The sequence below is a fragment of the Streptomyces chryseus genome (genome assembly GCF_014650755.1).
Lineage (GTDB): Bacteria > Actinomycetota > Actinomycetes > Streptomycetales > Streptomycetaceae > Streptomyces > Streptomyces chryseus.
In genome coordinates this window covers 113,775-132,812 of the sequence record NZ_BMVO01000014.1, presented here as the reverse complement: position 1 = coordinate 132,812, position 19,038 = coordinate 113,775, and the positions used below count along the sequence as shown (strand labels likewise).

Below are 19,038 nucleotides of genomic sequence, written 5' to 3'. Positions count from 1 at the left end.
GCGGGAGGAGCGCCCCCGTCCGGCCCCGCCGGCGCCTACGCGGTGTCGGCGTCGCCCGCCATCAGTTCGTCCGCGTCCACGATCCGGTACGCGTAGCCCTGTTCGGCCAGGAAGCGCTGGCGGTGCGCCGCGAAGTCCTGGTCGATCGTGTCGCGCGCGACCACCGAGTAGAAGTGCGCCTGGTGGCCGTCCGCCTTCGGCCGCAGGACGCGGCCGAGGCGCTGCGCCTCCTCCTGTCGGGAGCCGAACGTGCCCGACACCTGGATCGCGACCGTCGCCTCGGGCAGGTCGATCGAGAAGTTCGCGACCTTCGAGACGACCAGCACGCTGATCTCGCCCTGCCGGAACGCCTCGAACAGCTTCTCGCGCTGCGCGTTCGACGTCTCGCCCTTGATGACCGGGGCGTCCAGGTGCTCACCCAGCTCGTCGAGCTGGTCGATGTACTGGCCGATGACGAGGATCTGCTGGCCCGCGAACTTCCGTACCAGCGCCTCCGTCACCTTCCGCTTCGTCGCCGTGGTCGCGCAGAAGCGGTACTTCTCCTCGGTCTCCGCCGTGGCGTACGCCAGCCGCTCGCTCTCGGTGAGGTTGACGCGTACCTCGACGCAGTCGGCGGGCGCGATGTAGCCCTGCGCCTCGATCTCCTTCCACGGCGCGTCGAAACGCTTCGGGCCGATGAGGGAGAAGACGTCCGACTCGCGGCCGTCCTCGCGCACGAGCGTCGCCGTCAGGCCGAGCCGCCGGCGCGCCTGGAGGTCGGCGGTGAACTTGAAGACGGGCGCGGGCAGCAGGTGCACCTCGTCGTACACGATCAGGCCCCAGTCCCGGGAGTCGAACAGCTCCAGGTGCGGGTAGATGCCCTTCCGCTTCGTCGTCAGGACCTGGTACGTCGCGATGGTGACCGGGCGGATCTCCTTGCGCGTACCGCTGTACTCGCCGATCTCGTCCTCGGTCAGCGACGTCCGCTTCACCAGCTCGTGCTTCCACTGGCGGGCCGAGACGGTGTTCGTGACGAGGATCAGCGTGGTGGCCTTCGCCTGCGCCATCGCGCCCGCGCCGACCAGCGTCTTGCCCGCGCCGCAGGGCAGGACCACGACGCCCGAGCCGCCGTGCCAGAAGCCCTCGACAGCCTGCTTCTGGTACGGGCGCAGCGCCCAGCCGTCCTCCGCGAGGTCGATCGCGTGGGCCTCGCCGTCGACGTACCCCGCGAGATCCTCGGCCGGCCAGCCCAGCTTGAGCAGCGTCTGCTTGATCTGGCCGCGCTCGGAGGGGTGGACGGCGACCGTGTCCGCGTCGATCCGGGTGCCGACCAGCGGCTGGACCTTCTTCGAGCGCAGGATCTCCTCCAGCACCGGGCGGTCCGTGGTCGTCAGGACGAGACCGTGGACGGGGTGCTTGGAGAGCGTGAGGCGGCCGTAGCGGGCCATCGTCTCGGCGACGTCGACGAGGAGCGCGTGCGGGACCGGGTACCGGGAGAACTCGACGAGCGCGTCGACGACCTGCTCGGCGTCATGTCCGGCGGCCCGCGCGTTCCACAGGCCGAGCGGCGTCACCCGGTACGTGTGGATGTGCTCGGGGGCGCGCTCCAGCTCGGCGAAGGGCGCGATGGCGCGACGGCAGTCGTCGGCGCGCTCGTGGTCGACTTCGAGGAGCAGCGTCTTGTCGCTCTGGACGATGAGGGGTCCGTTCACGCGGGTTTCGGCCCTTTCTGCGGCAGGTCGGCCGGTACGGCCAAACGTCCAGTGTGCAGCATCGCGTGCGGTACGGGTCGGGACTCGGGGTAAGCGGGTGTTCATGACAGTTGAAGCGGATGCAGTGGATACGGCGCCACCACCTCGACGCTCCTGGGGGCGGGCGGTGCTGCGCGCCCTCGCGGTCGCCCTGGCCTTTGTGGGCCTCGTGCTCTTCTCGGCCGTACTGGCGCGGCTGACCCTCGCCCCGTCGCACGCGTCGGAAGCGCTGGTCACGACCAACCTGCGGCCGGGCGCGTCGCTGCGCCAGTACGCCGAGGACTACACCTTCCTCGCCGCGTGCAAGCAGATCGGCGGCAACCTGCTGCTGGGCATGCCCTTCGGGCTGCTGCTGCCGGTGCTGGTGCCGCGCTCGCTGCGGCTGCTGCGGGTGGTGGCGCTCACGGTGGTGGTGATGGTCCTGGTGGAGCTGGCGCAGGGCGCGATCGTGGAGGGCCGGGCGTTCGACGTGGACGACGTGATCCTCAACACGACGGGCGCGCTCATCGGCTACTTCCTCCTCGGCCGCCGGATCGGCCGCGCGGTGCACGCCAAGCGCGTGCCGCGCGCGAAGGGGGATACGGTGCCTTCCGGCAAGTGAGACCCGGGGGGCTCGATGACGCGTGTGCGCGGTGCGGGAACCGGCGGCCGGGCGGCGACGCCCGTGCCTGCACGATGAGGGCCGCCGTGCAGGGGATCGGCGTGGCCTTCGAACCGCCCGGCGACGGGGCGGCGGACCCGGCGGGGCCCGTCGTCCTGCGGCTGTGCGTGGACGGGAAGTGCGAGGAGCGCACGGAGCCGTCCCCGGGGGACGGCACGCCCCTGACCATGAGTACGGGTACGTCCGACGACGTACAGGGTGGGGAGCTCGACGTGCGGTTCTCGGTCGTCTCGGCGCAGGACGACCGCGTGACCATGAAGGACACCGCGAAGGTCCGGATGACGAAGCACTGGCCCAACGGCAAGGAGTGCGACGGCGAGGGCACCTGGGCGGCGTGGCTGACGGCGTCCCCGGACCAGGGGCTCGTGGTCCGCCGCTGAGGCCCGGCGCGGGGGCAGGCCCCCTGCGGCCTACGCGCTGTCCGCCAGTTCCGCCACGCCCGTGATCCGGTGCAGGGGGTACGTCCTGACCTCGTCCGCCGTGTGGTCGTACGCCGTGACGAAACCGCCCTCCACCCGCACCGGCGCGATCACGCGCTGGCTCGCCGCCCCGTCCGCGTTGACGTACCCGATCCACACCGCCGACCCGGTGAGGGCCGCGGCCTGGACCGTGGCCAGGGTCTCGGCGGCAGTGGTGCGGGGCAGCTCGCCGGGGGAGGGGGCCGCCGCCGGGGCCTCCTTGCGTACCGCCGTGGACGCCATGTCGCCCGCCCGGATCGCCCGCAGCGCCGCCCCCAGCAGCGTCTCGTCCGGCGTCGGCGGCCCCTCCGGCACCGGTACGGGCGCGGTGCGCGGCGGCGTCCGGTAGGCGTGGGCCCGGGTGATCAGCACGTCCCCGGCCGCCGACTCGGCGGCGGGCGCGAAGCCCATGCCGCGCAGCCCTTCGAGCAGCGCCGCCGGGTCGGCCTGCGCCGCCAGCACGGTCGGGGCCAGGCGTCTGAGCCCGAGGCCCTGTGACCGCTTGTCGGCGAGGATCTCGCCGAGCATCGCGTCGTCGTCGCACCGCACGTACGCCGACGCCGCCCCGACCCGCAGATGCCCGTGCTTCCTCGCCACGTCGTCGATGAGGTAGCTCAGCGGCTGAGGTACGGGCGTACGGCTGTGTTCGGCGAGGAAGGTGTGCAGGTCGGACGCGGCCCGGCCGGCGTCCAGGGCGCGCCGTACGGACGCGGGCGTGAAGCGGTACACCGTCGCCCCGCCCTTCGACTCCACGTCCGCGAGGACGTCGAGCGTGTCGGCCAGCGGACGCCGCAGCGGCCCCGGGGCGACGGCCGTGAGGTCGGCCTGCAGGAGTACGTGGTCCAGCGGCTCCGGGATCAGCGGAGCCAGCAGCGCGGCGGCGCTCGCGGCCGCCGCGGCCTCCTCGGCGCCGCTCGCCCGCGGGTGCGCGGGGCCGGCCGCCAGCAGCGCGCGGCCGTGGGAGGAGAGCGCCCCCCGGCCGGTCACGCCCAGGAGTTCCGCCTCGGTGAGCGTCCACAGGGCGATCCGGGAGCGCAGGTCGCCCGGGGTGCCGGAGGTGCCGGACGCGGACGCCGCAGCGGAGCCGGGCGCTGCCGCGCCCCGCAGCGGCCGTTCCCACCGCAGCCGCGTCAGCACCTGTTCCGGCGCCGGCGCCGCGCCCTGGGGCAGCCCGGCCAGGAGCGCGAGCACCCGGTGGCGTACCTCCGGGGCCGCCGAGCGGTCCAGGTCCGGGCCGAGCGCGGCCAGCACCCGGCCCTTGGCGTCCTGGCCGCCGACCAGGCCGGCCGTGCGGGTGGCGTGCAGCCAGGCGGTGGCGAGACGGGTCCACTGGTCCTGCGGCGGGAGGTCGAGCCACTCGTCGTACGCGGGCGTGGCGGCGTACCGCTCGGCGGCCTCGCCGTCGGACGCCAGCAGCCCCGCCGCGTAGGCGAGTTCGACCCAGAAGGCGGCCGTGTGCTCGGGCACGTCGAGCGCGGCGGCGGTCCGCTTGAGGTCGCGGACGCTCAGGCCGCCGGAGCGCAGGACGGCCGGGCCGCCCTCGTTCCAGTCCTTGAGCAGTTCCTCGACGGTGGACAGGGCCGTGTAGGCCTGGCCCGCCGCCGTGCCGTCCACAACCTGTGGACGGTACTCGTGGGCCGGCGCGACCACGGGCGGCACCGGCTCCGGCACCCGGTGGGCCCGTCCGGCCCGCAGATGCAGCGCGGCCTCGCGGGGCAGCACGACCGTACGCAGACTCGTCGGCAGCAGCAGCCCCCGGTCGCGCAGCCACCGCACGGGCGGGGCGGGGTCCGGTGTGACCTCGCCGTACGGCGGCCCCCACACCAGCCGCTCCAGCACCATCAGCGCCTCGGGCGGTGCGGTGTCGAGCAGCGCGGACATCCGCGTCCGGTCGCTGAACAGCGCCGCCAGCGCCGTGACCGCCGACACCGGGTCGTGGGTCGGCGGCAGCCCGGCGGCGGCCAGCGTCTCCTGCCAGCGCCCCGGCGACATCCCGGCGGTCGCCTCGGCCACGGTCGGGCCCAGGCCGGTGGGGGACGGGTGCGTGGGGGAGGGGGCGAGCAACTCGCGGGCGGTGCGCACCAGCCGCAGCCGGTCGTCGGCTCCCCACAGCAGCGCCTGGTCGCGCAGGGCGGCGACGGCCGCCGGCAGCGCCGCCTCGACCGCCGGGTCGCCGTCGTCGCCGGTCATCAGCGCGCGCAGCGCCTCGTACGGAGCCGGGTCGGGCGCCACGGCCAGGGCCTCGGCGGTCTGGAGCGTGAACCGGTCGAGGTGTTCCAGCGCGCGTACGACGGAGGCCCGCGTCGCCGCCCGCGTGGCGAGCTGCGACACGTCGTTCGGCACCGGCGAGAGCAGGTCGGGCCGGGCGCGCAACAGCGCGGCCAGGGACACGTCGTCGCGGCCGCGCAGGGCTTCCGCGAGCGTGCGTGGTGGCGTCGGGCCTGATCCTTCGGACACGTGCGCCTCCTGGTTGCGCTCGCCGGTCCCCATCCGCCCCACGGTAGCCGGTGTGGCGCTACCGTCGGTGCAGGCAGTTGGAGGGCAAGGGACGGACCGTCGCGTGGGGATCGAGAGCGATCAGCTCGTCTACGACTATCTGAGCCGGGTCGGCGACCTCGCTCAGCAGCACAAGTTGCCGTCGGCGGCGCGGATGCGGCTGGTGGCCGGCCTGCGCGACGAGATCGACCGGCAGCGCGCCGCGTTCGGTACGCCGGACTCCCCCGCCGCGGTACGCCGCATCCTCGGCCGGATCGGATCCCCCGACGAGTTGGTGGCGCGGGCGGCTTCGGGCGGTTCGGTGCCCGCGGGCGGGTCGGGGGCCGGGCCGGCGCCGGAGAAGGAAGCCGCCCCCGCCCGGCGGGTCGTCCTGCCGGAGCAGCGCGACACGTCGAAGAAGCGGGGCGGGTGGATTCCCCGGCCCCGGGCCCGCGACAGTGAGGCGGGCGTGCTGGAACGGCCCGCCGCCTCGCCGCCGCACCTCGCCGGCACCGACGAACTCGGGCCCCAGGGCAGCGAACCCGACTGGTGGCGCGTCGAACCGGGGCCCTTCGGACTGGGCGTCGACGTACCGGGGTTCGTCGGCGGCGTCGAGATTCCCGAAATACTCCAGCCACCTCCGGCGAAGGAGGACGAGGCGTCGGACGGCCGGGCCGGCGCGGCCGGTGCGGCCGGCGGGCAGACGCCCGCCGAGGCGGACGCGCCCCCGCGCCGCCGCCTCGCGCGGCTGGTGCGGCGTACCGCCCCGGCCGTCGTCGCCGCGCCGGCCGAGCCGGCCCGGCCGCCCGCCGACGTCCTGCTGCTGGCCGCCGCCGCGCTGCTCGTGGTGGGCGCCGCACTCGGCAACTGGCTCGCCCTGGGCGGCGGTTGGCTCCTCGCGTACGCCTCGCGGCGCATGAGCCGCGCCGAGGCGAAGTGGGCGGTGCTCGGCCTGCCGGGGCTGGTCGCCGCGGGCGGGCTCGTGTGGCTGTGGGGACGCACCGAGGGGCGGTGGGGCGAGCCGATCGCGCGCGGCGCGACGGGCGAGGCGGTGACGGACCTGTGGCCGGTGGTCGTACGGACGGCCGCCGTCGCCTCCGCGCTCTACCTGGCGTGGCGGGCGCGCAGGCGGTAGCGCCGCCTGCGCGGGTGCCGTGTCGGCGCCTTCGGCGGTGGTGCGCTCGGGCCATCGCCGTCGGTACGGTGCGGGGTGGGCCCGGAAGGCCCCGCGGGCACAATGGCCCCTATGCCTTCGCACTCCGAGAACGCCCCGACGCCTCCGCTGACGGTCGGATTCGACCTCGACATGACGCTCATCGACTCCCGGCCCGGGATCAAGGCCGCTTACGAGGCGCTCTCCGCCGAGACCGGTGCGTACATCGACGCGGACCTGGCGGTCACCCGGCTGGGGCCCCCGCTGGAGCGGGAACTGGCGTTCTGGTTCCCCGAGGACCGCGTCGAGGAGATGGGCGACCGCTACCGCGCGATCTATCCGACCTATGCGATCACGCCAACTCCCGCGATGCCCGGAGCCCGCGAGGCGGTGGCGGCGGTACGGGCGGCGGGCGGCCGGGCGATCGTCGTCACGGCCAAGCACGAGCCGAACGCCAAGCTGCACCTCGCGCACCTCGGCATCGAGCCGGACGCGGTCATCGGCTGGCTGTGGGCGGAGGCCAAGGCGGAGGCGCTGCGCGAGTACGGCGCGTCGGTGTACGTCGGCGACCACCTCGGCGACGTACGCGGAGCCCGGGCGGCGAGCGCCCTGTCCGTGGCCGTGCCGACGGGACCCTGCGACGCCGCTGAGCTGCGGGAAGCCGGCGCGGATGTCGTCCTGGACGACCTCACCGCCTTCCCGGCCTGGCTGGCGTCCTACCGCGAGGGGGCCGCGCCGCGCGCCTGACGGCGCTGTGCGGCGATCGACCTGAGCACGCCGGCGGCGGCGATCACGAAGCCCGCGCCCATCAGCATGCACACCGCGTAGGCGACCGGCGGGAAGGGCTCCGTGCCGAGGAAGAGCGGGGCCACGGTGACCAGAGTGGCCAGTGCTCCGACGAAGAAGACGATCGCGCCGGCCCGTACCAGCCGGTCACCTGCGCCGGCCTCGGCCGATTGGGTTTCAGTCATCACCGGGCCAGGGTAGTTCCCTGCCCGGAGGAACCGCCCGGCGACGTCTTGTCACCGGGCCCTGGACCATTAGCCTTGGTGGTGGCGGGTCCAATGACCCGCTGTAGTGCTATCCAGAGCCGTTTTCCCCGGGCCGAACGCATGAGCGGGACATGCCGGGGATCCGACGAGTACGAGGACGAGGACAGACGGTGCCTACCGGCAAGGTCAAGTGGTTCAACAGTGAGAAGGGCTTCGGCTTCCTCTCCCGCGACGACGGCGGCGACGTCTTCGTTCACTCGTCGGTGCTCCCTGCCGGAGTCGACGCCCTGAAGCCCGGCCAGCGCGTCGAATTCGGCGTCGTGGCCGGCCAGCGCGGCGACCAGGCGCTCTCCGTGACGATCCTCGACCCGACCCCCTCCGTCGCCGCCGCGCAGCGCCGCAAGCCCGACGAACTGGCGTCCATCGTCCAGGACCTGACGACGCTCCTGGAGAACATCACCCCGGCCCTTGAGCGCGGCCGCTACCCCGACAAGGCGGCGGGCGCGAAGATCGCCGGCCTGCTGCGCGCGGTGGCCGACCAGCTGGACGTGTGAGCGCCGGCTAGACGAAGTCCAGCGCGCGGCTGCCGAGGGGCGGAACCAGCCCCTCGGCAGCCGCGCGTGTGAGCAGCCCCCGCACCGCCGCGTAGCCGCTCTCGCCGAGGTCGGCGGTGAACTCGTTCACGTACAGCCCGATGTGCTGGTCCGCCACCGCCGGGTCCATCTCCTGCGCGTGCTCCAGCACGTACGGCCGCGACACCAGCGGGTCGTCCCAGGCCATCCGCACCGAGGTCCGGGCCGCGTCCGCGAGCTGCCGCAGCCGCTCCGCGCCCAGCGAGCGCTTGGCGATGATCGCGCCCAGCGGGATCGGCAGGCCGGTCGTGTCCTCCCAGTGCTCGCCCATGTCGGCGAGGGAGTGCAGCCCGTAGTCCTGATAGGTGAAGCGCGCCTCGTGGATGACGAGCCCCGCGTCGACCTTCCCGTCACGCACCGCCGGCATGATCTCGTGGAACGGCATGACGACGATCTCGCCGACCCCGTCCGGTACGACGTCCGCCGCCCACAGCCGGAACAGCAGGTACGCCGTCGAGCGCTCGCTGGGCACGGCCACCCGCTTGCCGGTGAGGTCCACCCCCGGCTCGCGCGTGAGCACCAGCGGCCCGCAGCCCCGCCCGAGGGCGCCGCCGCACGGCAGCAGCGCGTACTCCTCCAAGACCCACGGCAGCACGGCGTACGACACCTTGAGCACGTCGAGCTCCCCGCGCTCGGCCATCGCGTTGGTGATGTCGATGTCCGCGAACGTCACGTCGAGCGCGGGCGCCCCCGGCACCCGGCCGTGCGCCCAGGCGTCGAAGACGAACGTGTCGTTGGGGCAGGGCGAGTAAGCGATCTTCAGCGTCTCAGCGGTCATTTCCGTCCCAGCCTCTCAGTACGGGCACGAGCTTCCCGAACGCCCCGGTGAGCGCCTCCAGCGCCTGGCCGATGCGCCAGGCCGCCCGGTCGCGCGGTCCGACGGCGTTCGACACCGCACGGATCTCCAGCACCGGCACCCCGTGCCGGGCGGCGGCCTCGGCGACGCCGAACCCCTCCATCGCCTCGGCAGCGGCGTACGCGTGCCGGGCGCGCAGCTCGGCGGCGCGGGCGGCGGAGCCGGTCACGGTGGAGACGGTCAGCACGGTGCCGGTGACCGCGCCGGTCGCGTCGGCCACGGCCCGTACGAGAGCGGCGGGCGGCACGTGCTCCACCGTGCCGAAGCCGAGTGCGGTCACCGGGAGGTAGCCGTCCGGGGTCTCCGCGCCCAGATCGGCGGCGACGATCGCGTCCGCCACGACGAGCGAGGCGAGCGGGGCGACCTGTGCGAAGCCGCCGCCGATGCCGGTGGAGATCACCAGCCCGTACGGGCGTGTCGCGGACGCCAGCGCCAGCGCGGTGGCCGTCCCGGCGGCGGCAGCGGCGGGACCGACCCCGGCGGCGACGACGTCGACGTCCCGCACATCGGGCCCGAACGCGCGCGTGACCGCGTCCCGCTCTGCGGGAACCGCGGTCACGACCAGGACACGCATCGTCAGGAGGTCTTCTCCAGCTTGAAGTGCCAGATGCCGGTGAGCTTCTTGCCCTTGGTCTCGACGACGCTGACCTGCGCCTCGTCGGGGCTCGGCGCACCCGGCTGCGCTTGCTGCTGCTGGGCGAAGAAGGCGCTGCCCGGGATGGTCCGGTACGTCTTCTTGAACGGCTCCTGCTCAGCCTGCTGACCGTTGATGAAGAGCGTCCAGCCCTTGTCCGCGATTTCGGGATCGACGCCGAAGCGGACCTTGTCGTCCATGGAGACCTTGACGGTCTTCTCGGCCTTCTTGTTCAGGCAGCCCTGGAGCAGGGATTCCTTGATCGCGGCGCCGTCGTTGTAGCACGAGGCCTCGGTGTGCACCGAGTCCGTGCCGACCGTCACGGTCGCGAGCGGCGTCGGCTTGTCGCAGGCGGACAGGACGAGGAGTCCGGCCGACACGGCACCGATCACGGTGGCGGTGCGGCGGGCCTTACCAGAGAGGAGCGCAACGGTCATGGGGCGAAGGCTATCGCCCGCTCCACCTCACGCCACGCGGGGGTGCGGCGTGCCGCGCCGGGCCGCCCCCAGCAGACCCCGTACGGACAGGGCCGCGCCCGTCGCGAGAAGTCCCGCGGCGACCGCCATGCCGAGCGTGCCGTTCAGCGGCAGGGCGATCCCGATCGCGCCGCCCACCACCCAGGCCATCTGGAGCAGCGTCTCCGACCGCGCGAACGCCGACGTCCGCACCTCCTCGGGCACGTCCCGCTGGATCAGCGCGTCCAGCGACAGCTTGGCCAGGGCCTGGCACAGCCCGGCCGTCGCGCCGAGCACCGCCACCATCAGGCCGCCGAAGAACACCGCGGCGGTGACGGCCACGCCGAGCGTCAGCAGCAGCACCATGGCGATGATCATCTCCGGCCCGCGCGACTTGAGCAGGGCCCCGATCGCCGTCCCGCAGGCGTTGCCCACACCGGCCGAGACGCCGACCACCGCGAGCGACACGGCCGCGCTCTGCCCGGAGAGCGGGTGCTCGCGGATCAGGAACGCCAGGAAGAAGATCAGGAAGCCGGAGAGGGCGCGGTGCGCGGCGTTGGCCTGAAGGCCGTGCAGTACGGACGGGCCGACCGTCCGCAGACCGGGGCGGCGCGGGGCCGCCGCCGTGCTCTCGGCGCGCCCGCGCCCGCGTTCGCGCCCACGCCCCCCGGTTCCGGTTCGCTGCCCGCCGTGCCCGATCCCGTGACCGTGGTCGTGCTCCAGGAGCATGGCCTTCCGCTCGCCCTTCGCGGAGTCGACCTTGTGCGGCATGGACAGGGCCAGCGCCGTACCGGCCACGAACAGCGCGAACGCCCCGTACAGCGGCCAGGCGGGGCCGAGCTGCTGGAGCCCCACCCCGACGGGCGCGGCGATGCCCGTCGCGAGCAGCCCGGCCAGGGTCACCCGCGAATTGGCCTTCACGAGGGAGAAGCGCGGTGGCAGGAGGCGCGGGACGACGGCGCTCCGTACGACGCCGTACGCCTTCGAGGACACCAGTACGCCAAGTGCCGCCGGATAGAGCTCCAGACCGCCCGTGGCCACCGCCCCCGACATGGCGAGCGCGAGCACCGCGCGGGCCAGCATCGCGCCGGCCATCGCGGCCCGGCGGCCGTGCGGGAGTCGGTCCAGAAGGGGGCCGATCACCGGGGCGAGGAGGGTGAAGGGCGCCATGGTGACGGCGAGGTACAGGGCCACCCGGCCGCGTGCCTCGTCCGTGGGGACGGAGAAGAAGACGGTGGAGGCGAGCGCGACCGTGACCATGACGTCGCCCGCACCGTTCACGGCATGCAGCTCGATCAGCTTGCCCAGGCCCGACTCGCCCGCGCCGTGCGCGTGCGTGGCGCGGCGAATTCCCTTCGCCGTACCGGTGAAGGGCAGGTGGAGGGCGCGGCCGACCGCCCGGCCCCTCCTGCTGAGTGGACCGGATCCGTCGGACGACTGTGCGGCTGCCACCCCGCCATAGTGCCCCAACCCTCCCCGGGTCGAACGTGAAACATGGCGGGCGGCGCAGGCGAACCACCACTCCGGGCATTTGCGGACGCATCGCCGTTCCGTACCCGGATTCGCGGCGCGTTTGTGTCGCGTCTTCGCCGGATCTCTCCGTCCTTCCCGCCGCAAAGACGGGCGTGCAGGTGGGCCGGGGGCGGTGAAGGGGGTAGCGTGCGTAGCGCGCCACCGGCGGTTGTCCTCGGCCGCGCGCCTCTCCGTCATCCCGCAGAATGGGTGGTGGAAAGTGCGCCCGAGACCGAGACGGGTCGGGCGAGGCGCGGACGTCGACGCGGCCCTTCGGTCCGCTCCGCCCGCAGCTCGCACCTCGTATCTCGTACCTCGTACGGGCATCCGTTGGCGCACCCGTGAGACGGCGTAGGAGAGAAGCGAGACCTGTGAGTGCTGCGACGACGCGAAGCCGAACCCCTGACCGCCTGTGCGCCGAGGCGGTAGACCTTGCCCGGGCGGCGGCCGAGGAGGCCGCCTTCCCCGGGGTGGTCGGCGAGCATGTCTCCCTCTTCGCCGAGGGTGACCGGGTCGTCACCCACCTCTTCGAATGCAAGGAACCCGGTTACCGGGGCTGGCGCTGGGCGGTGACGGTCACCCGCGCCTCGCGGGCGAAGCTCGTCACCCTCGACGAGACGGTGCTCCTGCCGGGCCCGGACTCGCTGCTGGCACCGGAATGGGTGCCGTGGAGCGAGCGGCTGCGGCCGGGGGACATGGGTCCCGGCGACCTGCTGCCCACCGAGGCGGAGGATCTGCGTCTGGAGCCGGGCTACTCAGGCGAGGACGGGCCGCCGCCGGACTCGGCGGTCTCGGAGGAGATGGCGGAGCTCGTCGAGGCGGAGGACGCGGAGGTCGCGGGCGGAGCGCCGGCGACGCTGCCGCTGGTTCCCTCGCGCGGGTCGATCGCGGCGGTCGCCGAAGAGCTGGGCATGCGGCGGGCGCGTGTCCTGTCGCGGTACGGGCTGCACATCGCGGCGGACCGCTGGGACGAGGCGTACGGCGCGAAGACCCCGATGGCGCAGGCGGCGCCGGCGACGTGTGTGTCGTGTGCCTTCCTGGTGCCGCTGGCCGGGTCGTTGCGGCAGGCGTTCGGTGTCTGCGCGAACGAGTACGCGCCGGCGGACGGGCGGGTCGTGTCGCTCGCCTACGGCTGCGGGGGGCACTCGGAGGCGGCGGTCATGCCGAAGCCGATGCGGCCCGCGCCGCCGGTGCTGGATTCGATGGCCACGGACGCGTTCCCGCTCCGGCCGGACCCCGAGGGCGGTTCGGTCCCGGCGACCCCGGACCCCACCGAGGACTTGGGCCACTCCTGACCCTGGGCCCGGCCTGGGATCCGTTGCGCGGAGCTTTACCCCTGCCCGCCCCCGGTCAGGGAAGAGGCGGGCAGGGGAACGCGCCGCGCAGCGGCCACCCACCGCCGCCGCACCCGCGTCCGCACCGCACCGACGGGCAGGTGGCCGGCGGCGGGCCGTCGGCGCGGGATACTTGCGCCCCGTAGACACGGGTAGGCGTCAGTAGCAGGAGCCACCCGTACCCCAGGACGAGCGGAGACAAGCGTGAGCGTCAGGGCCACCGACGAGGCCGACCCCTTCGGCACGGCGCGCCTGCGGCGTGGGGTGCTCGACGCGTGGAGCGCGAGTCCCGCCCGCTTCCGCGAGGACGCCAACGCCGAGGAGGACCTCGCCCTCGGCGGCTACCGCGACCGCCTCGTGGTCGAGCTGGCCCAGAACGCCGCCGACGCCGCCGCCCGCGCCGGCGTGACCGGCCGTCTGCGCCTCACCCTGCACTCCGCCACCGCCGACGCCCCCGCGATCCTCGCCGCCGCCAACACCGGCGCCCCCCTCGACGCCGCCGGTGTCGAATCGCTCAGCACCCTGCGGGCCTCCGCCAAGCGCGAGGACACGGACGGCGCCGTCGGCCGCTTCGGCGTCGGGTTCGCCGCCGTCCTCGCCGTCAGCGACGAGCCCGCCGTACTCGGCCGGCACGGCGGCGTCCGCTGGTCCCTGGCCGAGGCCAGGGAACTGGCCGTGGACGCCGCCCAGACCGCCCCCGGGCTCGGCGAGGAGCTGCGGCGCCGCGACGGCCACGTACCGCTGCTGCGCCTGCCGCTGCCCGCCGAGGGCTCCGCCCCCGCCGGTTACGACACCGTCGTGGTCCTCCCGCTGCGCGACGGCGGCGCCGTCGATCTCGCCCAGCACCTCCTCGAAGCCATCGACGACGCGCTGCTGCTGACGCTTCCCGGCCTCGCCGAGGTCGTCGTCGAGACCCCGGACGGCGTCACCCGTACGCTCACGCGCGCCGAGCAGGACGCGTACGTGCACATCGACGACACCGCGCGCGGCGCCACCCGCACCACCCGCTGGCGCACCGTCACCCGCTCCGGCGCCCTGGCTCCCGCCCTGCTCGCCGACCGGCCCGTCGAAGAGCGGCTGCGCCCCCACTGGGCCGTCACGTGGGCCGTTCCGGTGGACAGCGAGGGCGCTCCGCAGCGGCCCCGGACCGCGCCCGTCGTGCACGCCCCGACCCCGACCGACGAACCGCTCGGCGTACCGGCGCTCCTCATCGCGTCGCTGCCGCTCGACACGACCCGCCGCCACCCCGCGCCGGGCCCGCTCACCGACTTCCTCGTGGAGCGCGCGGCCGACGCGTACGCCGAACTGCTCGGTGACTGGGAGCCGGTGTCCACCGGTACGGTCGACCTCGTCCCGGGCCCGCTCGGCAAGGGCGAGCTGGACGGCGCCCTGCGCGCCGCCGTCATCGGGCGGTTGCCCCGCGTCGCGTTCCTGGCGCCGGCCGCCCCGTCCGAGGAACTGCCCGCGCTGCGCCCGTTCGAGGCGGAGGTCGTCGAGGGCGCGGGCGCCGACACCGTGCGCGTCATGGCCGACGTCCTGCCGACCCTGCTGCCCGCCGGTCTCGAACGCCGCGCCGAGCTGCGCACCCTGGGCGTGGGCCGGCTGCCGCTGGGCGACGCCATCGAGCGCCTCGCGGGCGTCGAGCGCGACCCGTCGTGGTGGCGGCGGCTGTACGAGTCGCTGGCCGGCATCGACCCGGACCGCCTGTCCGGGCTGCCGGTGCCCCTGGCCGGCGGCCGCACCGTCATCGGCCCGCGCCAGGTCCTGCTCCCGCTGCCCGGCGCCGACTCCGGGACCGCCGCCCCCGAGCAACTCGGGCGCCTCGGCCTGAAGGTCGCGCACCCCGACGCCGCCCACCCCCTCCTCGAAAAGCTCGGCGCGCTGCCCGCGACGCCCCGCGCCGTCCTGACCACCCCGCAGGTGCGGGCCGCCGTCGCCGCCTCCCTCGACGAGGGCGGCCAGATCTGGGACGAGGACGCCCCGGACGCCGAGGAGCTCGCTGAGACCGTCCTGGCCCTCGTACGGGACGCCGACCTGTCGCCCGGCGACGAGCCGTGGCTCGGCGCGCTGGCGCTGCCCGACGAGGACGGCGAGCTGTCGCCCGCCGGTGAACTCGTCCTCCCCGGCAGCCCGTTCGCGCAGATCATGCGCGAGGGCGAACTGGCCCTGTGCGACGGCGAACTGGCCGACCGCTGGGGCGAGCAGCCGCTGACCGCCTGCGGCGTCCTGGCGACCTTCGCGCTCGTGCGCACCACCGACGTCGTGCTCGACCCGGACGAGCTCGAGCCGCGCGACGGCGACTTCGCCGAACCGGACGACGCGGGACTGCTCGACGCCGTGGACGTGTGGTGCGAGGACATCCTCGACCAGCTGCCGGAGACCTCCGTGCCGCCGGTCGCCACCGAGATCGTCGCCGTACGGGACCTGGACCTGGTGGACGACGACAAGTGGCCGCAGGCCCTCGCGCTGCTCGCCCAGCCGCCGTTGCGGGACGCCCTGACCCAGCCGGTGCGGGTCCTGCTGCCGGACGGGACGACGCAGTCCGTACGTCCGTACACCGCGTGGTGGCTGCGCGACCACCCCGTGCTCGACGGCCGCCGGCCGGCCGGTCTGCGGTCCGCGGGCGGCGACCCGCTCCTCGACGGGCTCTACACCTCGGCGGACGCCACCGGCTTCGACGACGAGCAGGTGCTGAGGGCGCTCGGCGTACGGACCTCCGTGGCGGCGCTGCTGGACGAGCCCGGCGGCGCGGCCGAACTCCTCGGCCGCCTCGCGGACCCGGACCGTACCGTCACCGCGCGCCAACTCCACGCCCTGTACGGCGCCCTGGCCGACCTCGACCCCGAACAGGTGACGCTGCCCGACGAGCTGCGCGCGGTCGTCGACGGCGAGGTGCGGGTGGTCGACGCGGCGGACGCGGTGGTCGCGGACGCCCCCGACCTGCTGCCGCTCACCTCGGGGCTGGCCCTGCTGCCGGTGGCGCCGTCCCGGGCCGCCGACCTGGCCGAACTCCTCCAGGTGCGCCGCCTCAGCGAGTCGGCGCAGGCCGAGGTGACGTCGGAGGGTGTGGAGCGCGAGGTGCCTCAAGCGGTACGGGTCCTGCTCGGCGCCGGCACCCCGCGGACGTATACCGAACATGACGAACTGCTGGCGGGCGGGGTCGAACTGGATTGGCGCCGTACGCCGGACGGAGTCGTCCACGCGGCCACACTGGAGGGCGTCGCGGCAGGTCTTGCCTGGTCAGCCGGTCAGTGGCCGCGCCGATTCGAGGTGGCGGCGCTGATCGAGGACGCGTCGCGGACGGAAGAACTTGAGCGCGACCGCTGGTTCGACTGATTTCTTGTTTACGAACTCTGTTCGAGTTCCCTACACTTCGTTCGACACTCAAAGACCCGGCCGGGGGGAAACGCGGCGGGGTCGCATACCTGTGGGGACTCACATACATGCGCATTCGTGCCACTGTGGCCGCCGTTTCCGGCGCCCTGGCCCTGTCCGCCTTCGCTGTCCCGGCCGCTCAGGCCGAGGACGCCCCCAAGGCGGGCGCTCTGTCGGCCTTCGCGGGTCAGGCTCCCGCTGACGATGTCGTCGGCGACACCCAGATCACCAACGTCGTCGTCAACGGCGGCAAGGACATCGTCCTGGGCACCACGAACCCCAAGACGATCACCGTCTCCGTGACGGCGACCGACCCGTCCGGCATCCAGGACGCGTACGTCGCGCTCTGGCACGGCGCGTCCGCCGACGACGTCGACGGCTACGTCGTCCCGAACGAGGAAGCGGCCACCTGCACCGAGAGCAGCGCCACGACCGCGACGTGCAAGCTCACGATCACGATCGACCCGCAGCTCGACCTCTACATGAACTCCCTCGCCGGCACCTGGAAGGTCGAGGCCGCCGCGCAGGGCAAGGACGAGGACTTCGTCTGGAAGGACGCGTACAAGACGCACCGCGTCCAGCGCTTCTCCAAGCTGACGGTCGACGCCTCGCCGGAGCCGGTCGTCAAGGGCAAGACCATCACGGTCACGGGCAAGCTGTCCCGCGCCAACTGGGAGACCTCCACCTACGCGGGCTACACCGCCCAGCCGGTGAAGCTCCAGTTCCGCAAGGCCGGCACCAGCACGTACACCACCGTCAAGACGGTGACGTCCAGCAGCACCGGCACCCTGAAGGCGACCGTCACGGCGGCCTCCGACGGTTACTTCCGCTACTCGTTCGCGGGTACGTCGACCACCCCCGCGGTCTCCGCGGCCGGTGACTACGTCGACGTGCGCTGAGTACGCGCACAGCACCGGGCACTGAGCGGCCCGGGCACCTGATCCACTGACCGTCGCCCCGGAGCCGCACCGGTTCCGGGGCGGCGGTGGCATCGCGGTACCCAGCACCACATCGCAGCACTTCGCTCGACACCTCACGCTCCCGGCCGGGGGGGGGGAAACGCGGCGGGAATCGTGACAACCATGGGGAAATACATGCGCCTTCGTGCCACTGTGGTCGCCGTTTCCGGTGCCCTGGCCCTGTCCGCCCTCGCCGTCCCGGCCGCCCAGGCGGACGGTGGCCACGGTGACACCGCTCTGACCGAGGTGGTCGTCAACGGCGGCAAGAACGTCGTGGTCGGCACCACCGAGGTCAGGACGTTCACCGTGGCGGTCACCGCCGCGGACGACTCCGGCATCATCGGAGCCGATCTCACCCTGAACGGCCCGGGTTTCGGCTCGCTGGAGCCCACCGACGTCGACTGCCTCGACAACACCTGCACCGGCACCTTCTCGGTCGACCCCCGTGCCGACCTGGCGTACTCCAACGAGAAGGCCGGCACCTGGTACGTCGACGCCTGGGTGGACGCGGCGGACGGCGACTACGTCTGGAAGCAGAAGTCGGCTTCCTTCAAGCTCCAGCGCCAGTCCACCCTGTCCGTCAACGCCGCGCCCGAGCCCGTCGTGAAGGGCAAGACCATCACGGTCACGGGCAAGCTGGCCCGCGCCAACTGGGAGACGTACACGTACGCCGGCTACACCAGCCAGCCCGTGAAGCTCCAGTTCCGCAAGGCCGGCACCACCACGTACACCACCGTCAGGACGGTGGCCTCCAACGGCACCGGCCAGCTGAAGGCGACCGCCACGGCGGCCTCCGACGGTTACTGGCGCTACGCCTTCGCCGGTACGACGACCACCCCCGCGGCCACCGCGGCCGGCGACTACGTCGACGTGCGCTAGGCAGCGCCCGCTCCACCCGCACCACCACATTGCGGGCCCCGCCGGGGGGAAACGCGGCGGGGCACGTATCGACTCTCAACCAATGGGGACATCAACACATGCGTATTCGTGCCACTGTGGCCGCCGTTTCGGGCGCCCTGGCCCTGTCCGCCCTCGCCGTGCCGGCCGCCCAGGCCGACCACGCCCCGAGGCCGTCCGGTCTGTCGGCGGCCCTCGCCGCCGCGCCGGACGTGAAGGCGGCGGAAGGCGACACCGAGATCACCAAGGCCGTCGTCAACGGCGGCAAGAGCCTGACCGTCGGCACCACCGCGGTGAAGACCGTCACCGCCGAGGTCACCGCGACCGACCCCGAGGGCATCTACGAGATCCACGCCGCGCTGTGGAACGGCGCGGGCAGCGACTTCGAGAACGCCAAGGGCTTCATCGGCGCCAACAGCCAGACGGGCACCTGCACCGAGGTCAACGCGACCACCACCACGTGCAAGTACACCTTCGAGGTCGACCCGCTGCTCCTGGCGAACGACACAGCCGGCACGTGGAAGCTCTGGTCCGTGGGCATCGGCGCCGACGGCGACTCCGTCACCAACGCCACCGCCGCCACCTTCAAGATCCTGCGCGCCGGCAAGCTGACGACCGACGCCTCCCCGGAGCCGGTCCGCACGGGCAAGACCGTCACCGTCAAGGGCAAGCTGTCGCGCGCCAACTGGGACGAGCTGAAGTACGCCGGCTACTCGGGCCAGAAGGTCAAGCTCCAGTTCCGCAAGAAGACCAGCACCACGTACACCACCGTCAAGACGGTGACGTCGAACAGCACCGGCAACCTGTCGGCCACCACCACGGCGACGGTCGACGGCTACTTCCGCTACACCTTCGCGGGTTCGTCCACCACCGCGACGGTCACCGCGACCGGCGACTACGTCGACGTGCGCTGAG

Annotated in this window: 17 protein-coding genes; 10 read left to right on the top strand and 7 right to left on the bottom strand. The window is 73.7% G+C overall.

The annotated features are described in order from the left end of the window. Positions 1–35: 35 nt before the first annotated feature. A complete protein-coding gene (locus tag IE185_RS21250) occupies positions 36–1,691 on the bottom strand; it encodes a DNA repair helicase XPB (RefSeq protein WP_138898300.1) in 1,656 nt (551 codons plus the stop codon). Positions 1,692–1,857: 166 nt separating this feature from the next. Between IE185_RS21250 and IE185_RS21245 the strand changes: the two genes are divergently transcribed. After that, entirely contained in the window at positions 1,858–2,331 is a 474-nt protein-coding gene (locus tag IE185_RS21245; protein ID WP_308432786.1) for a VanZ family protein, read from the top strand. Between the two features lie 101 nt (positions 2,332–2,432). Then, entirely contained in the window at positions 2,433–2,771 is a 339-nt protein-coding gene (locus IE185_RS21240; protein ID WP_138898298.1) for a hypothetical protein, read from the top strand. 30 nt (positions 2,772–2,801) lie between these two features. Here IE185_RS21240 and IE185_RS21235 read toward each other — a convergent pair whose 3' ends face one another. Next, the gene (locus IE185_RS21235) at positions 2,802–5,339 is read right to left on the bottom strand and encodes a helicase C-terminal domain-containing protein (protein ID WP_189715742.1); all 2,538 of its coding nucleotides are present in this window, start codon (positions 5,337–5,339) and stop codon (positions 2,802–2,804) included. 70 nt (positions 5,340–5,409) lie between these two features. On the opposite strand from IE185_RS21235, the gene IE185_RS21230 reads away from it, so the two are divergent. Together IE185_RS21230 and IE185_RS21225 are read left to right on the top strand one after the other, a co-directional pair. After that, positions 5,410–6,459, top strand: a complete 1,050-nt coding sequence (locus IE185_RS21230; RefSeq protein ID WP_189715740.1) for a hypothetical protein — start codon at positions 5,410–5,412, stop codon at positions 6,457–6,459. A gap of 102 nt (positions 6,460–6,561) precedes the next feature. Further along, on the top strand, positions 6,562–7,224 hold the full coding sequence (locus IE185_RS21225; protein WP_138897276.1) for an HAD family hydrolase: 663 nt from the start codon (positions 6,562–6,564) through the stop codon (positions 7,222–7,224). Here IE185_RS21225 and IE185_RS21220 read toward each other — a convergent pair. Beyond that, positions 7,194–7,448: a hypothetical protein gene (locus IE185_RS21220; protein WP_138897277.1), complete on the bottom strand. Its 255-nt coding sequence runs from the start codon at positions 7,446–7,448 to the stop codon at positions 7,194–7,196. The genes IE185_RS21225 and IE185_RS21220 overlap by 31 nt on opposite strands. A gap of 191 nt (positions 7,449–7,639) precedes the next feature. On the opposite strand from IE185_RS21220, the gene IE185_RS33865 reads away from it, so the two are divergent. Continuing rightward, a complete protein-coding gene (locus IE185_RS33865; protein WP_028811088.1) occupies positions 7,640–8,023 on the top strand; it encodes a cold-shock protein in 384 nt (127 codons plus the stop codon). Positions 8,024–8,030: 7 nt separating this feature from the next. Here IE185_RS33865 and IE185_RS21210 read toward each other — a convergent pair whose 3' ends face one another. The 4 genes from IE185_RS21210 to IE185_RS21195 are packed head-to-tail and all read right to left on the bottom strand — an operon-like array spanning position 8,031 to position 11,498. Next, positions 8,031–8,879 (bottom strand): 1,4-dihydroxy-6-naphtoate synthase, encoded by an 849-nt coding sequence (locus IE185_RS21210; RefSeq protein WP_138897278.1) that lies wholly within the window; start codon positions 8,877–8,879, stop codon positions 8,031–8,033. Next, complete coding sequence (locus IE185_RS21205) at positions 8,869–9,531, bottom strand: futalosine hydrolase (RefSeq protein WP_138897279.1); 663 nt, start codon at positions 9,529–9,531, stop codon at positions 8,869–8,871. Before IE185_RS21205 ends, IE185_RS21210 begins: the two co-directional genes overlap by 11 nt. A gap of 2 nt (positions 9,532–9,533) precedes the next feature. Further along, positions 9,534–10,028, bottom strand: coding sequence for a DUF2771 domain-containing protein (locus IE185_RS21200; RefSeq protein WP_138897280.1), 495 nt, complete (start codon positions 10,026–10,028; stop codon positions 9,534–9,536). A gap of 27 nt (positions 10,029–10,055) precedes the next feature. Next, complete coding sequence (locus tag IE185_RS21195) at positions 10,056–11,498, bottom strand: MFS transporter (RefSeq protein ID WP_138897281.1); 1,443 nt, start codon at positions 11,496–11,498, stop codon at positions 10,056–10,058. 431 nt (positions 11,499–11,929) lie between these two features. Here IE185_RS21195 and IE185_RS21190 point away from each other — a divergent pair, with 431 nt between their 5' ends. The 5 genes from IE185_RS21190 to IE185_RS21170 all read left to right on the top strand — a co-directional run bounded on the left by IE185_RS21190 (position 11,930) and on the right by IE185_RS21170 (position 19,037). Beyond that, positions 11,930–12,853 carry a DUF3027 domain-containing protein gene (locus tag IE185_RS21190; protein ID WP_138897282.1) on the top strand — a complete coding sequence of 308 codons (924 nt, stop codon included), beginning with the start codon at positions 11,930–11,932 and terminating at the stop codon, positions 12,851–12,853. A gap of 243 nt (positions 12,854–13,096) precedes the next feature. After that, positions 13,097–16,228, top strand: a complete 3,132-nt coding sequence (locus IE185_RS21185; protein ID WP_189715738.1) for a sacsin N-terminal ATP-binding-like domain-containing protein — start codon at positions 13,097–13,099, stop codon at positions 16,226–16,228. Between the two features lie 107 nt (positions 16,229–16,335). Next, on the top strand, positions 16,336–17,166 hold the full coding sequence (locus IE185_RS21180; protein WP_138898368.1) for a DUF5707 domain-containing protein: 831 nt from the start codon (positions 16,336–16,338) through the stop codon (positions 17,164–17,166). Positions 17,167–17,361: 195 nt separating this feature from the next. Beyond that, entirely contained in the window at positions 17,362–18,105 is a 744-nt protein-coding gene (locus IE185_RS21175; RefSeq protein ID WP_138898367.1) for a calcium-binding protein, read from the top strand. 98 nt (positions 18,106–18,203) lie between these two features. Then, positions 18,204–19,037, top strand: coding sequence for a calcium-binding protein (locus tag IE185_RS21170; protein WP_138898366.1), 834 nt, complete (start codon positions 18,204–18,206; stop codon positions 19,035–19,037). The last annotated feature ends 1 nt before the right edge of the window (position 19,038 follow it).